The sequence below is a fragment of the Arenimonas sp. genome (genome assembly GCF_035312645.1).
Classification (GTDB): Bacteria; Pseudomonadota; Gammaproteobacteria; order Xanthomonadales; family Xanthomonadaceae; genus Arenimonas.
The window spans coordinates 1-14,330 of sequence record NZ_DATGBO010000018.1 but is presented as its reverse complement, the minus strand read 5'-3'; the positions used below and the strand labels follow the sequence as shown (position 1 = coordinate 14,330).

Annotated in this window: 13 protein-coding genes; 10 read left to right on the top strand and 3 right to left on the bottom strand. The window is 64.6% G+C overall.

The annotated features are described in order from the left end of the window. Positions 1-97: 97 nt before the first annotated feature. From VKM35_RS01495 to VKM35_RS01485, 3 genes are all read left to right on the top strand, one after another. On the top strand, positions 98-1,273 hold the full coding sequence (locus tag VKM35_RS01495) for a thiolase family protein (RefSeq protein ID WP_324317615.1): 1,176 nt from the start codon (positions 98-100) through the stop codon (positions 1,271-1,273). A gap of 126 nt (positions 1,274-1,399) precedes the next feature. Next, complete coding sequence (locus tag VKM35_RS01490) at positions 1,400-1,786, top strand: hypothetical protein (protein WP_324317613.1); 387 nt, start codon at positions 1,400-1,402, stop codon at positions 1,784-1,786. Between the two features lie 149 nt (positions 1,787-1,935). Beyond that, positions 1,936-3,543, top strand: coding sequence for a carboxyl transferase domain-containing protein (locus VKM35_RS01485; protein ID WP_324317611.1), 1,608 nt, complete (start codon positions 1,936-1,938; stop codon positions 3,541-3,543). A gap of 64 nt (positions 3,544-3,607) precedes the next feature. Here the strand turns inward: VKM35_RS01485 and VKM35_RS01480 are convergent, their stop codons facing one another. From VKM35_RS01480 to VKM35_RS01470, 3 genes are read right to left on the bottom strand one after another with little or no spacing between them, the layout of a single operon-like run. Beyond that, the gene (locus tag VKM35_RS01480; protein WP_324317609.1) at positions 3,608-3,895 is read right to left on the bottom strand and encodes a DUF6587 family protein; all 288 of its coding nucleotides are present in this window, start codon (positions 3,893-3,895) and stop codon (positions 3,608-3,610) included. Continuing rightward, on the bottom strand, positions 3,892-5,724 hold the full coding sequence (feoB, locus tag VKM35_RS01475) for a ferrous iron transporter B (RefSeq protein WP_324317607.1): 1,833 nt from the start codon (positions 5,722-5,724) through the stop codon (positions 3,892-3,894). The genes VKM35_RS01480 and feoB overlap by 4 nt, the downstream gene beginning before the upstream one ends. A 3-nt stretch (positions 5,725-5,727) precedes the next feature. After that, a complete protein-coding gene (locus tag VKM35_RS01470) occupies positions 5,728-5,967 on the bottom strand; it encodes a FeoA family protein (RefSeq protein WP_324317605.1) in 240 nt (79 codons plus the stop codon). A 132-nt stretch (positions 5,968-6,099) separates the two neighbouring features. On the opposite strand from VKM35_RS01470, the gene VKM35_RS01465 reads away from it, so the two are divergent. The 7 genes from VKM35_RS01465 to VKM35_RS01435 all read left to right on the top strand — a co-directional run bounded on the left by VKM35_RS01465 (position 6,100) and on the right by VKM35_RS01435 (position 14,254). Continuing rightward, positions 6,100-6,888 carry an enoyl-CoA hydratase/isomerase family protein gene (locus VKM35_RS01465; RefSeq protein WP_324317603.1) on the top strand — a complete coding sequence of 263 codons (789 nt, stop codon included), beginning with the start codon at positions 6,100-6,102 and terminating at the stop codon, positions 6,886-6,888. Between the two features lie 9 nt (positions 6,889-6,897). Then, positions 6,898-7,287: a VOC family protein gene (locus VKM35_RS01460; protein WP_324317601.1), complete on the top strand. Its 390-nt coding sequence runs from the start codon at positions 6,898-6,900 to the stop codon at positions 7,285-7,287. 75 nt (positions 7,288-7,362) lie between these two features. Beyond that, positions 7,363-9,360, top strand: coding sequence for an acetyl/propionyl/methylcrotonyl-CoA carboxylase subunit alpha (locus VKM35_RS01455; RefSeq protein WP_324317653.1), 1,998 nt, complete (start codon positions 7,363-7,365; stop codon positions 9,358-9,360). Between the two features lie 5 nt (positions 9,361-9,365). Continuing rightward, entirely contained in the window at positions 9,366-10,082 is a 717-nt protein-coding gene (locus VKM35_RS01450; protein ID WP_324317599.1) for a hypothetical protein, read from the top strand. Next, a complete protein-coding gene (locus VKM35_RS01445) occupies positions 10,083-10,976 on the top strand; it encodes a hydroxymethylglutaryl-CoA lyase (protein ID WP_324317597.1) in 894 nt (297 codons plus the stop codon). It abuts the gene before it with no gap. A gap of 41 nt (positions 10,977-11,017) precedes the next feature. After that, positions 11,018-13,597: a sensor domain-containing protein gene (locus tag VKM35_RS01440; protein ID WP_324317595.1), complete on the top strand. Its 2,580-nt coding sequence runs from the start codon at positions 11,018-11,020 to the stop codon at positions 13,595-13,597. A 174-nt stretch (positions 13,598-13,771) separates the two neighbouring features. Beyond that, positions 13,772-14,254, top strand: a complete 483-nt coding sequence (locus tag VKM35_RS01435; protein WP_324317593.1) for a GNAT family N-acetyltransferase — start codon at positions 13,772-13,774, stop codon at positions 14,252-14,254. Positions 14,255-14,330: the final 76 nt, after the last annotated feature.

The following is a 14,330-nucleotide window of genomic DNA, read 5'->3' as shown; positions in this document are numbered from 1 at the left end:
CTGTCCGATTCGCCTCTCACCACGCAGCGCGGGCGTGGGATAATCAGTGTTTACCCCGTTCGGCTGCCCTACGGCCAGCTACCCATCCGGAGTCGTCATGTCTGATGTCGTCATCGTCGGTGCCAAGCGCACCGCCCTCGGTTCCCTGCTCGGTCAGTTCACCGGTGTTCCCGCGCCCACGCTCGGCGCCACGGCGATCCGTGCAGCGCTGGCGCAGTCGGGTTTGCCGGGCGAAGCGGTATCGGAAGTGATCATGGGCTGCGTGTTGCCGGCGGGCCTCGGCCAGGCACCGGCCCGCCAAGCGGCGATCGCCGCCGGTCTGCCGCTCTCGGCTGGCGCGACCACGATCAACAAGGTCTGCGGCTCGGGCATGAAAGCGGTGATGCTGGGCCACGATCTGATCAAGGCTGGCTCGGCCGATGCGGTGGTTGCCGGCGGCATGGAGAGCATGACCAATGCCCCGCACCTGTTGAACGGCTCCCGCACCGGCATCCGCTTCGGCAGCGCCGAGATGCTCGACCACATGGCCTGGGATGGCTTGACCAACCCGTACGACAAGCAGCCGATGGGCGTTTTCGGCGAGCTTTGCGTCAGCAAGTACAACTTTACCCGCGAGGAGCAGGATGCCTTCGCCGCCGAATCCGTCCGTCGCGCGCTCGCCGCACAGGCTGACGGCGCGTTCAAGGACGAAATCGCACCGGTGACCGTAAGCGGCCGCAAGGGCGACGTGATCGTGGACAGCGATGAACAGCCTGGCCGCTGCGACATCGCCAAGATTCCCAGCCTGAAACCGGCTTTCAAGAAGGACGGCACCATCACTGCGGCCAGCTCATCGAGCATCAACGACGGCGCCGCCGCGTTGGTCCTCGTTTCCGGCGACCAGGCCAAGGGGCGTGGACTGAAGCCGTTGGCGCGGATCGTGGCGCACGCCACCCATTCGCAGGAGCCGGAGTGGTTCACCACCGCACCGGTCGGCGCAATCAGCAAGTTGCTGGAAAAGACCGGCTGGAGCGTCGACTCGATAGACCTGTTCGAGGTCAACGAAGCCTTTGCGACAGTTGCGATGGCACCGATGCGCGAGTTGGGCATCCCGCACGCAAAATTGAACGTCAATGGCGGCGCTTGCGCCCTCGGCCACCCGATCGGCGCCAGTGGCGCCAGGCTGATCGTGACCTTGCTGCATGCCCTGCAGCGCCGGGGCGGCAAGCGCGGCATCGCGGCACTGTGCATCGGCGGCGGCGAAGCGACGGCGATTGCCATCGAACTTGCCTAAGCGCCATAATCGCTGTCTGCAACAAATATCTTGACTAACGCAAAGAGTTTGTCATCATGTCCGCCACGTGCGCCTTCGCGCACGTTTTGTTATTAACAAACGTTAACGTCTAGACGAGGAATCACCATGTCCCTGAACAAAACCCTGCTCGCCCTGGCCCTTGGCCTGGCCCTGACCGCCTGCACCAAGCCGGCTGACCAGGCTACCGACGCCGCTGCCACCGCGACCGACGCTGCTGCCACCGCGACCGACGCCGCTGCCACCGCTGCTACCGCCGCCACCGACGCTACTGCCGCTGCGACCGACGCTGCTGCCACCGCCGCTACCGCTACCACCGACGCCGCCGCCACCGCGACCGACGCCGCTGCTACCGCGACCACCGCTGCTGCCGACGCTGCCACCACGGCCGCTGGCGCTGCCACGGACGCCGCTGCTGCCGCCACCGACGCCGCTGGCGCCGTGAAGGACGCCGCTGCTGACATGAAGGCTGAAGACGGCAAGGCTAAGAAGTAATCGTCTTTCGACTTCGGTTGAAAACATGAAAGCCGCCGACGCAAGTCGGCGGCTTTTTTCATGCCCGACGTCCAGCCGGGACGCATCGCGGCTAGGCGCATCGGAGGCAGGCGCTTAAACTTCACCGTTCCGCCATCGAGCGATATCCCATGCCCGTCCTCTCGTCCCAGATCGACCCGCGCAGCCCGGACTTCCTCGACAACGCCGACACCCTGAAATCCCTGGTCGCCGAACTCGACGGCGCGCTCGACCGAATCGCGCTCGGCGGTGGCGACAAGGCCCGCACCAAGCACACCGAACGCGGCAAGCTCCTCCCGCGCGAGCGCATCAGCGCCCTGCTCGATCCCGGCTCGCCTTTCCTGGAGTTTTCCGCCCTCGCCGGCGAAGGCATGTACGAAGGCCAGGCGCCCTGCGCCGGCGTGATCACCGGCATCGGCCGCGTGCACGGCCAGGAAATCGTCGTGGTCGCCAACGACGCCACCGTCAAGGGCGGCACCTATTTCCCGATGACGGTGAAAAAACACCTGCGCGCGCAGGAAATCGCCCTCGAAAACCACCTGCCCTGCGTCTACCTCGTCGATTCCGGCGGCGCTTTCCTGCCACTGCAGGACGAAGTCTTTCCCGATCGCGAACACTTCGGCCGCATCTTCTACAACCAGGCACAGCTGTCGGCGCGCAACATCCCGCAGATCGCCGTAGTGATGGGCAGCTGCACCGCCGGTGGCGCCTATGTGCCGGCGATGTGCGACGAAAGCATCATCGTGCGCAACCAGGGCACGATCTTCCTCGGCGGCCCGCCGCTGGTGAAGGCCGCGACCGGCGAAGTCGTCGATGCCGAATCACTGGGCGGTGCCGAGGTCCACACCGGCATTTCCGGCGTCGCCGACCACCTCGCCGAAAATGATCCGCATGCGCTGGCGATCGCCCGCGACATCCTTGCCCATCTCAATCGCAAGAAAATCCTGCCCGTCGCCGTCCAGCCTTCGCGCGAACCGGCGCATGCCGCCGGCGATCTGTACGGCATCATTCCCAAGGACACCCGCAAACCGTTCGACATTCGCGAGATCATCGCGCGCATCGTCGACGGTTCGGAATTCCAGGAGTTCAAGGCGCGCTACGGCAAGACCCTGGTCACCGGCTTTGCGCATATCCATGGCTACCCGGTCGGCATCATCGCCAACAACGGAATTCTGTTCGCCGAATCCGCGCTCAAGGGCGCGCACTTCATCGAACTGTGCAACCAGCGCAACATCCCACTGGTGTTCCTGCAGAACATCACCGGCTTCATGGTCGGCAAGAAATACGAGAACGCCGGCATTGCTAAAGACGGCGCGAAGATGGTCACCGCCGTTGCCTGCTCGCACGTGCCGAAATTCACCGTAGTGATCGGCGGCAGTTTTGGTGCCGGCAATTACGCGATGTGCGGCCGCGCCTACGGTGCACGCTTCCTGTGGATGTGGCCGAATGCGCGCATCAGCGTGATGGGCGGCGAACAGGCGTCATCGGTGCTCGCGACCGTCAAGCGCGATGGCATCGAAGCTGCCGGGAAAACCTGGACTGCCGACGAAGAGGAAGCCTTCAAAGCCCCGATCCGCGATCAGTACGAACGCCAGGGCCATCCCTTCTACGCCAGCGCCCGCCTCTGGGACGATGGCATCATCGACCCCGTCGACACCCGCCGCGTCCTCGGCCTCGGCCTCTCCGCCGCGCTCAACGCGCCGATCGAGAAATCGAACTTCGGTGTGTTCCGCATGTAGCCTGCGCATCGCGCGCGATTACGATCACAAAGTCAAAGAACTCGGCTTTCGCGTACGGCGCAACTCAGGACCGCAACTGGATGCTCAGCGGATCGGTTTTCGCGACCGGATTCGTAGCGCAGCCACCGCAACTCGAACAACCGCTGCCGCAGCCATCGCCACTGACGGTTTCGAGCGGGCGCAGCCAGCGGCCGATCGCACGCGACCACGACGGTCGCCCTGCACGCTCGAACTGATACGACAATGACGCCTGCAATCGCCAGGCCGTTTTCGGCGCATAGCGTTTGAATGCGCGCCAGGCAAAAACGCCGACGATCACCGCGACGATCAGCAGTTGCAGCGATGCGCTCATGTCAGCCAGCTCGTGATCTGGTAAGTCAGGAACGAAGCCAGATAAGCCAGCGCAAACAGATAGCCGGCGGCGATCGCGACATTGCGCCAGGAGTTTGTTTCGCGGCGGATCACCGCCAGTGTCGACAGGCATTGCGGTGCGAAAACGTACCAGGCCAGCAGCGACAGCGCGGTCGCCAGCGACCACTGCCCGCCGATGATCGTGCCCAGCTGCTGCGTGGCAACGTCACCGCCCGCCGAGATTGCATACACCGTGGCCAGCGAGGACACCGCGACTTCGCGCGCGGCCAAGCCGGGCACCAGCGCGATGCAGATCTGCCAGTTGAAACCGATCGGCGCGAATATCGTCTGCAACGCGTGGCCGATACGGCCGGCGAAACTGTAGTCGATCGCCGGCATCGTCGCGTCGACTGGCGCACCCGGGAAATTGAGCAGAAACCACAGCAGCACGGTCAGCGTCAGGATGATGCCGCCGACGCGGCGCAGGAAAATCATCGCGCGCTCGACCAGACCGATCGCCACGTCGCGGGCGTTGGGCACGCGATACGACGGCAGCTCCATCAACAAGGCGTGTTCGCTTTTGTCGCGGCGCAGATGCTTCATCACCCAGGCCACCGCCAGCACGCTGACGATGCCGAGCACGTACAGCGCGAACAACACCATGCCCTGCAGGTTGAACACACCGGCGATGCTTTGGCGCGGAATGAACGCACCGATCAGCAGCGTGTACACCGGCAGGCGCGCCGAGCATGTGGTCAACGGCGCGACTAGGATGGTGGTCAGGCGGTCGCGCGGATCCTGGATGCTGCGCGTGGCCATGATCCCGGGGATCGCGCAGGCGTAACTCGACAGCAACGGAATGAACGAGCGTCCGGTCAGGCCGACCGAGAACATCGTGCGATCGAGCAGGAAGGCCGCGCGCGGCAGATAACCCGATTCCTCGAGCACGAGGATGAACAAAAACAGGATCAGGATCTGCGGCAGAAACACGATAACGCCACCGAGGCCGGCGATGATGCCATCGACCAGCAAACCCTTGAGCAGGCCGTCAGGCATGACCGCGCCGAGATTCTGGCCCAGCATTTCGAACAACCAGGTGATCCCGTCCTGCACCGGCGCCGCCCAGGAAAACACCGCCTGGAAAATCAGGAACATCACCACCGCGAGCATCGCCAGGCCCCAGACCGGATGCAGTGCCCAGCGATCGATCGCCTCATCGATCGCCGCCGTGCGCTGCGGCATCACCACGGTATCGGCGAGCAGCTGCCGCACCTGCGCGTGCAGATCGGCCGCGGGATCGGCCTCGACCGCGGCAACGTGCGGAATCGCGCCATCGAGCTGGCGCACCAGCGCTTCGGCGCCGCCGCGTTGCACCGCGATGGTTTCCACCACCGGGATGCCGAGGCGCTGCGAAAGTTGTTCGATATCGATGGCGATGCCACGTTTGCGCGCCGCGTCCATCATGTTCAGCGCCAGCACCATCGGCCGGCCGAGGCGGCGCACTTCCAACACGAAGCGCAGATGCAGACGCAGGTTGGTGGCATCAGCGACGCAGACGATCTGATCCAGCGCCGGCTCGCCCGGATGATTTCCCTGGCAGACATCGCGGGTGATCATCTCGTCGGGGCTGGCGGCATCGAAGCTGTAGGCGCCGGGCAGATCGAGCACCGTGAACACGCGGCCCGACGGCGCGGTGATCCGGCCTTCCTTGCGCTCGACGGTGACGCCGGCGTAATTGGCGACTTTCTGCCGGCTGCCGGTGAGCTGGTTGAACAGCGCGGTCTTGCCGCAGTTCGGATTTCCTACCAGGGCGACGCGCATCGCGGTCATCGCTCAGGCCTCGACCACGACGCGTATCCGCGCCGCTTCGCTACGCCGCAGCGCGAAACGCGTGTAGCCGACCTGCACCAGCACCGGCTCGGCACCAAGCGGGCCGAATGCGACGATGCGCACCGGCTCGCCTTTCACGAAGCCCAGATCGCGCAGGCGCTTGGCGATGCCATCGCCAAGCTGCGTGTTCTCCACATCCTCAACCACCGCGGCAGCACCCTTGGCAAGCTCGGAAAGACGCACGGCCAGACCACCCGTCAAATAAGAATAGTTCTCATTATACTGATCTGAGGGCATTTGGCGACCCGCCCACGCGCCAGGCTGAACAAGCATTCCAGCTATCATTCGGACTTTCCGGCGCGACGGGTTTCCTGCATGTCCGAATCGATCCAGATCGACCAGCGCGGCGGCGTCGCCCGCGTCACGATGCAGCGTCCGGAGGTGCACAACGCCTTCGACGAACGCCTGATCGCCGACCTGACCCAGGCGCTGACCCGCCTCGATGCTGATACCGCTGTCCGCGCGGTGGTGCTGACCGGTGCCGGCTCGACCTTCTCCGCCGGCGCCGACCTGAACTGGATGCGCGGCATGGCCAGCGCCAGCGAAGCCGACAATCTCGCCGATTCCCTGCGCCTGGCGACATTGATGCGCACGCTCAACTTCATGGGCAAACCGACCATCGCGCGCGTCAACGGCTCGGCCTACGGCGGTGGCGTCGGCCTGATCGCCTGCTGCGACATCGCCATCGGCGTCGATGGCGCGAAATTCTCGCTCAGCGAAGTAAAACTCGGTCTCGTGCCGGCGGTGATCTCGCCGTATGTGATCGCCGCGATCGGTGCGCGTCACGCTCGCCGGATGTTCCTGACCGCAGAGGTGTTCGATGCCGTCGAAGCCGCGCGCATCGGCCTGCTGCACCAATGCGTCGACGCCGCGCAACTCGATGAGGCCGTCGATCGCTCCCTGCACTGGCTCGGCAAGGGCGGCCCGATCGCGCAGCGCGAAGCCAAGCAACTGGCGCTGCGCACGGCTGGCAACACACTGGAATCGGCGATGCGCATCGATGCCGACAACGCCGCATTGATCGCCAGGCTACGCGTATCCGCGGAAGGCCAGGAAGGCCTTGGCGCTTTCCTAGCGAAAAATTCCCCTCCGTGGTGCCAATAGGAGCACGCCATGATCGATCACATCGGTTTGCCGGTTTCCGATTACCGCAAGAGCAAAGCGTTCTACACACATGTGCTGACGCCGCTGGGCTACGGCCTGGTCATGGAAGTCACGCCGGAAATGACCGGCGGCAGCGACTCGCACGCCGGCTTCGGCCTGCAGAGCCGGCCGCAGTTCTGGATCGGCAGCGGTGACGCATTGCGCGGCCGCCTGCATGTCTGTTTCGCCGCTAACACACGCGCGCAGGTCGATGCCTTCCACGTCGCCGCACTCGCCGCCGGCGCCACCGACAACGGCGCGCCCGGCCTGCGACCGCTCTATCACGCCAACTACTACGGCGCGTTCGTGATCGATCCCGACGGCCACAATATCGAAGCGGTCTGCCACAGCCCCGAATGAAACCCTGCGAAGGAACGCCATGAATCTCGCCACCGAACATCGCCTCGCCTGCGGGAACACCTCGCGATGACCGTCTTGTTCGACAAGATCCTGATCGCCAATCGCGGCGAAATCGCCTGCCGCATCATCCGCAGTTGCCGCAAGCTCGGCATCCGCACGGTCGCGGTGTATTCGCAGGCCGATGCCGGTGCGCAGCATGTGCGTCTCGCCGACGAGGCGTATCCGATCGGCGGCCCGCGCCCACAGGAAAGCTATCTGCGTGGCGATGCGATCATCGCCGTCGCCAAACAATCCGGTGCGCAGGCGATTCACCCCGGCTACGGATTTCTCTCCGAAAATGCGGACTTCGCGGAAGCAGCGGAAAACGCCGGCATCGTCTTCATCGGCCCGAAAGCCGCGTCGATGCGCAAGATGGGCAGCAAGGCCGGCGCCAAGGATCTGATGGCTTCGTTCGGCGTGCCGGTGGTGCCGGGCTACACCGGCGAAGACCAGGATGCCGCGCTGCTGCAGCGCGAAGCCGACCGCATTGGCTATCCACTGATGATCAAGGCTGCGCATGGCGGCGGCGGCAAAGGCATGCGCATCGTGCGCGCCGGCGGCGAATTCAACGCCGCGCTCGAGTCCTGCCAGCGCGAAGCGAAAAACGCTTTCGGCAAGGATCGCGTTCTGCTCGAACGCTACATCGAAACGCCGCGCCATATCGAATTCCAGGTGTTCGCCGATTCCCGTGGACAGACCCTGCACCTGGGCGAACGCGAATGTTCCGCGCAGCGCCGCTACCAGAAGATCATCGAGGAATCGCCCTCGCCTTTCCTTACACCGGAACGCCGACTGCAGATGGGCGCCGCTGCCGTGCAGGCCGCGAAAGCGATCGACTACGTCAACGCCGGCACCGTCGAATTCATCGTCGGCGCCAACGGCGATTTCTATTTCATGGAAATCAATACGCGCCTGCAGGTCGAACATCCGGTGACGGAACTGGTGACGGGGCTCGATCTGGTCGAATGGCAGTTGCGCGTCGCCGCCGGTGAAGCGCTTCCACTGACGCAAGACGCCATCGAACATCGCGGCCACGCGATGGAGGTGCGGCTGTATGCCGAAGATCCGGAAAAAGGTTTCCTGCCCGGTTCCGGCAAACTCGAGGCGCTGCGCCTGCCAATCCCAAACCCGCATGTGCGTCTCGACGGCGGCGTGATCGCCGGCGACACCGTCACGATTTTCTACGACCCGATGATCGCCAAGCTCATCGTCTGGGACATCGATCGCGCCAGTGCGCTCGCACGTCTGCGCGAGGCGCTCGCCGATTGCGAAATCGTCGGTCCAAAATCCAATATCGAATTCCTCGAACAACTGATCCGGCATCCTGTGGTGGTCGAAGGCCGCATCGACACCGGCTATCTCGACAAGCATCTCGAGGAAGTGATGCCGGTCGCGGTGGCGCCCGATGCCGCCACGCTCGCCGCCGTCGTTACTGCCTGCCTGCTGCACGATGAAGCGGCGACGCGCGCGCGCGCGGCGGTATCGAGCGACCCGACCTCGCCCTGGGCGATCGCCGATGGCTGGCGGCTCGGCCACGCCGGCCAACGCCTGCTGTGCTTCGGCTGGCGCGGCGAGCGCATCGAAGTCGTCGCGCATGGCAGCGGCGGCAATTATTTGATCGAAAACGGCGGCAGCAAGATCAGTGTCGAACGCGCGTTGGTGTCCCGCGGCGTCCTGTCCGCGCAGATCGATGGCGAGACCCGACGCTTCCGTAGCCACGCCGAAACCGAACGCGTCTTCCTGCATGACGGCACGCGCCGCTGCACGCTCTCGCGCCTGCCCGCCTTCCTCGCCGATACGCTGCAGGCCGCTGGCAGCGGCGACCGCGTGCTGGCACCGATGCCCGGGCGTATCGTTCTGATCAAGGTCAAGGCCGGCGACGCCGTGACCGAAGGCCAGGAAATCGGCGTGATGGAGGCGATGAAGATGGAGTTGTCGCTGAAGGCTCCGCGCGCCGGCGTGATCGACGCGATCCAGGTGCAGGCCGGCGATTTCGTCGAAGCCGATGCAGTGTTGGTGAAACTCAAGGAGTGACGGACATGAAATCGCGTGATGTCTTCCGTGCGTCGCTGCTGCTCGCGCTTATCGTCGGCAGCAGCGCCTGTTCCACCACGTTGTTCGAATCTCTTCCGACCGGCAAGACCACGACCTGCGATGCTGCCTGGCCGGGGCGCTGGCAGGTGACCTCGCCCGGCAGCAAGACGCCCGAGGAAAAAAACTGGGTCGAGATCAATGCCGACTGCACCGACCTGACCTTCATCGATCCGGAAAAGACCCAGCACGAGAAACATGCGATCACGCTGGTGACGACGCGCGCGGGGCAGTTCCTGCGTTTCGCGAACGTCGGCGAGAAAGCCGATTGCATCGGCCCGCAATCCGATCATTGCGGGATGGAACTGATGCGTTATTCGCGCAGCGGCGACGAGATCCGAATCTACCCGCCGGATCACCGCAAGGTGCACGAAATGCTCGCCGGTAAATCACTGCCCGGTTATACCGATGTCGAAAACGACAAACCGATGTCCTCCACATCGACGGCCGCTGCGACGTCCGTCAAGGAAGATGCGCCGGCAAAGGACGCCGACGCATCCGCGGACAAGCCCGCCGAAGCCGCCAAGGAACCCACCTTCCACAACCAGATCGCCGGCAATGCCAAACAGATCGCCGCCATCCTCAAGCAGCATCCGGAACTCTTCGAAACCACACCCTGGTTGATCCTCACGCGCGACAAGGCACCAGCTGCGGGCAAGAAATAAATGACCGACCGTATCCGCATCGTCGAAGTCGGCCCGCGCGACGGGTTGCAGAACGAGAAGACGATCATCGCCGCCAGCGACAAGATCGCGCTGATCGATCGCCTGTCGCAAACCGGCCTGCAATCGATCGAAGCGACCAGCTTCGTCAGCCCGAAGTGGGTGCCGCAACTCGCCGATGCCGCGGAAGTATTCGCCGGCATCGCGAAGAAGACCGGCGTCAGCTATCCGGTGCTGGTGCCGAACGAACAGGGCTACGAACGCGCACGCAGCGTCGGCGCGAGCGAAGTGGCGATCTTCACCGCCGCTTCCGAAGCTTTCAACCGCAAGAACATCAACGCTTCGATCGACGAGAGCATCGAGCGTTTCCTGCCCGTGCTTGCACGCGCAAAAAGCGACGGCGTGAAAGTGCGCGGTTATGTGTCCACCGTGCTTGGCTGTCCGTATCAAGGCGAGGTGCCGGTCGCCGACGTCGTGCGCGTTGCCAAGCGCTTGCATGACCTCGGCTGCTACGAAATCTCGCTGGGCGACACCATCGGTGTCGGCACGCCGGCGAGAGCGCGCGCGATGCTGCATGCCGTCGCCGCGGAAGTACCGATGTCGGCATTGGCCGTGCATTTCCACGACACCTACGGCCAGGCGCTGGCCAATATCCTGGCCTGCATCGAGGAAGGCGTGCGCGTCCTCGATTCCGCCGTCTCCGGCACTGGCGGTTGCCCGTATGCGAAAGGTGCGAGCGGCAACGTCGCCAGCGAAGATGTCGTCTACATGCTCGAAGGCATGGGCCTGCGCACCGGTGTCGACCTGGACAAGCTCATCGAAACCGGCGTCTGGCTGTCCGGCCTGCTGCATCGTGACACCGGCAGCAAGGTGGCGAAGGCGCGCAGCAGCACTTGAGCAATCGCTGGTGCTAACCTGCCCGCAGAGGGACGGCGACCATGGGCGGAAGCGACAGTCGATCCGATGACGAATACCCAGCCATCCCCGGCGATGCGGTGGTTCGCGCCGAACTCGCCCTCGCCGATCTGCGCCGCCTGCTTGCGCAAAAGGATCTTCCCGACAGCGCGGCGACACGCCTGACCGCGGCGATCGCGGCGATCACCGCGATGATCCGCGACGCGCAGGCCGAGCGCATCCGCTACGAAGGCCTGTTCAACGCCCTGCCCGATCCGGTCAGCATCATCGACGACGACGGCCGCATCATCGACCTCAACCAGGCCGGGCTCGATGCCTACGGCCGGCCACGCGGCGAACTCGTCGGCCGGCTCGTGCATGTGATCAATCCCGATCTTCCGCGCGACCACATGGGGCCGGTGCTGGAAACGCTCAATCGCGGCGCCAGCTACGTCATCGAAGTCAACAACATGCGCGCCGACGGCAGCCGTTTCCCGGTCGAGGTGCACTCGGCGGCGTTCAACGATCGCGGCGTGCGCCACATCGTCGCGGTCGCGCGCGATCTCAGCAGCCGCCATGAAGCCGAGCAGCGTTACTGGCAGCTGATGGAAAGCATCGACAAGGGCATCCTGATCCAGGACCACGGCGGTCGCATCCTGTCGGGCAATCCCGCCGCGTTGCGCATGTTCGGCATCGATCATGGCGAAAGCCTCGCCGACGCGCTGCATTTTTCCCGATGGCTGGTCGTTGACGAACGCGGGCGACAGATTCCATTCGACGACATGCCGCCGATCCGCGCGCTGCATACCGGCAAGACCATCGAGAGCACGCTGCTCGGCCTCTATCACCAGCAGAGCAAGCAACTGAGCTGGCTGTCGGTGACCTCGGTGCCGCAATACGCCGCAGGCGCGAGTCAACCGCACCAGGTACTCACCATGTTCAGCGACGTCACCGCGCTCAAGCGCGACAGTGCGTTGTTCGATCGCGCGCAGGCACTGGCGCGCATCGGCGGCTGGGAGTGGGATGCCGCACGTGGCCGTCTGTATCTCACTGACGAAGCGCTGCGCATCATCGGCCGCGAGAACGATCCGCCGATCGACCTGCCCGATGCGATATCGCTGATCACCGCGCAGGATCGCCCCGCGGTCGAGGCCGCGGTCGCGCGCCTGTTCAATGAAGGCGGCAGCTTCGATCTGGAAGTATTCGGGTATCGCCCCGATGGCAGCGCGCTATGGGCACGCATGATCGGCGAGGCCGAAGGTCGCGGCGCGATGGCCACGCGCATCACCGGCACCGTGCAGGACATCACCGCACGCAAGCAGGAAGAGGAATGCCTGCGCGTGCTGGCGCGCACCGACCCGCTCACCGGCCTGCTCAACCGCGATGGCATGATGTCCGAGATCGCTGCGCGGCTGGCGCGCGCCGACGCCGATACCGCGCTGTTCTACGTGGACCTCGATCGATTCAAGATGGTCAACGACGTGCTCGGCCACGGCGCCGGCGATCTGGCCTTGATCGCGGCGGCGCAGCGCCTGCGCCGCGTGGTCGGCGATCACGCGGCGCTGGCGCGTTTTGGCGGCGACGAATTCCTGGTGGTGCTCGATCCGGCATTGCGCAGCGAAACCCCGGAACAACTCGCCGAACGCATCACCGAAGTTTTCGCGGAAAGTTTCCGCGTCGGCGACGAGGATTTCTCGATCACCGCAAGCATCGGCCTTGCCTGCGCATCGGACGGCGCCCGTCACCCGGAGGAATTGCTCAGCAACGCCGATGCCGCGATGTATCACGCCAAGCGTCGCGGCCGGAATGCCTGGCAACGCTTCAATCCAGGCCTCGCCCGCCGCCAGCAGGATCGGCTGCAGATCGAGGCGCAGCTGCGCAAGGCGCTGGACAACGACGAATTCCATCTGTTGTACCAACCGCTGGTATCCCTGCACGACGGTCGCATCTACGCCGCCGAGGCATTGATCCGCTGGCGTCATCGCACGCTCGGAGAAATTCAGCCGGACAGCTTCATTCCCCAGGCCGAAGCCACCGGCGACATCGTGCGCATCGGCGCCTGGGTGATCGGTGCGGCCTGCGCGCAGATCTGCGCCTGGCGCGAGGCTGGCCTGGCCATCGAACGGGTGACGGTGAATGTTTCGTACCGGCAGTTTCTTGGCGAGGAACTGCCGCAGGTCGTCGCGAGCGCCCTGGAAAAATACCGTTTGCCGGGGTCGGCGCTGGAACTGGAAATCACCGAGCGCGTGCTGATCGAGGATGCCCCCGACACGCTCGCCACCTTCGCCACCCTGCGCAAGCTCGGTGTCGGCGTGGTGATCGATGATTTCGGCGAGGGCTACAGCGCGCTCAATTATCTTCGTCGCCTGCCGATCCAGGGACTGAAACTGAGCCGGCAATTCCTCGAAGGCGTACCCGGCGATGTCTCCGATGTCGCGATCTGCCAGGCCGTCGCCGGCATGGCCCGCGGCCTCGGGCTTTCGATCGTCGCCGAGGGTGTGGAAACCGAAGCGCAACGCGATTTCATGCTCGGCCTGGGCATCAATCGCGGCCAAGGTCTTTTCTACAGCGAACCGCTGCCGCCCACGAAGATCGAGGAATATATCCGTCGACACTCAGGGTGAGCGCTGCTGCCTACACCTGTTTTTTCGTCATCATCTCAGCGAACTTCCACCATCATTCCGGCGGCTTTCAACAGCGGAGCTGCTCAAGCCGGGATGACGGTGATTGTTGAGACGGGAAAGGAAAAAATTTCCCGCTCGTTCACGCCGGCACGAAAGCTCGACTAGACTCTCCCCATGGACTTCCTCATCCGCAGCATCACTTCCGCCGACGACGCCACAATGGCGCGCGTCATCCGCACCGTCATGCCGGAATTCGGCGCCACCGGCGACGGTTTCGCGATCAACGATCCGGAAGTCGATTGGCTGTCGAAAGCCTATGCGGAGCCGCGCTGCGCGTATTTCGTCGTCGAACGCGACGGCGTGGTGATGGGCGGCGGTGGCGTCGCCCCGCTGGTCGGCGGCGGCGAGGGCGTGTGCGAACTGCGCAAGATGTATTTCCTGCCCGCGCTGCGTGGTCTCGGCGCCGGCAGCGCGCTGATGCGGCACTGCCTCGATGCCGCGCGCGGCATCGGCTTCCGCGAGTGCTACCTGGAAACCCTGCGCGGCATGGATGCCGCCAAGAAGTTATACGAACGCACCGGCTTCCAGCGCATCCCCGGCCCGATGGGCGCCACCGGGCACGGCGGCTGCAACGCCTTCTACCTGCTGCCCTTGTAGGAGCGCTGTAGGAGCGGCTTTAGCCGCGAAAGGGATAGCGGAAGCGGCCGTCGCGACCGGATGAGCGAAAGATGGT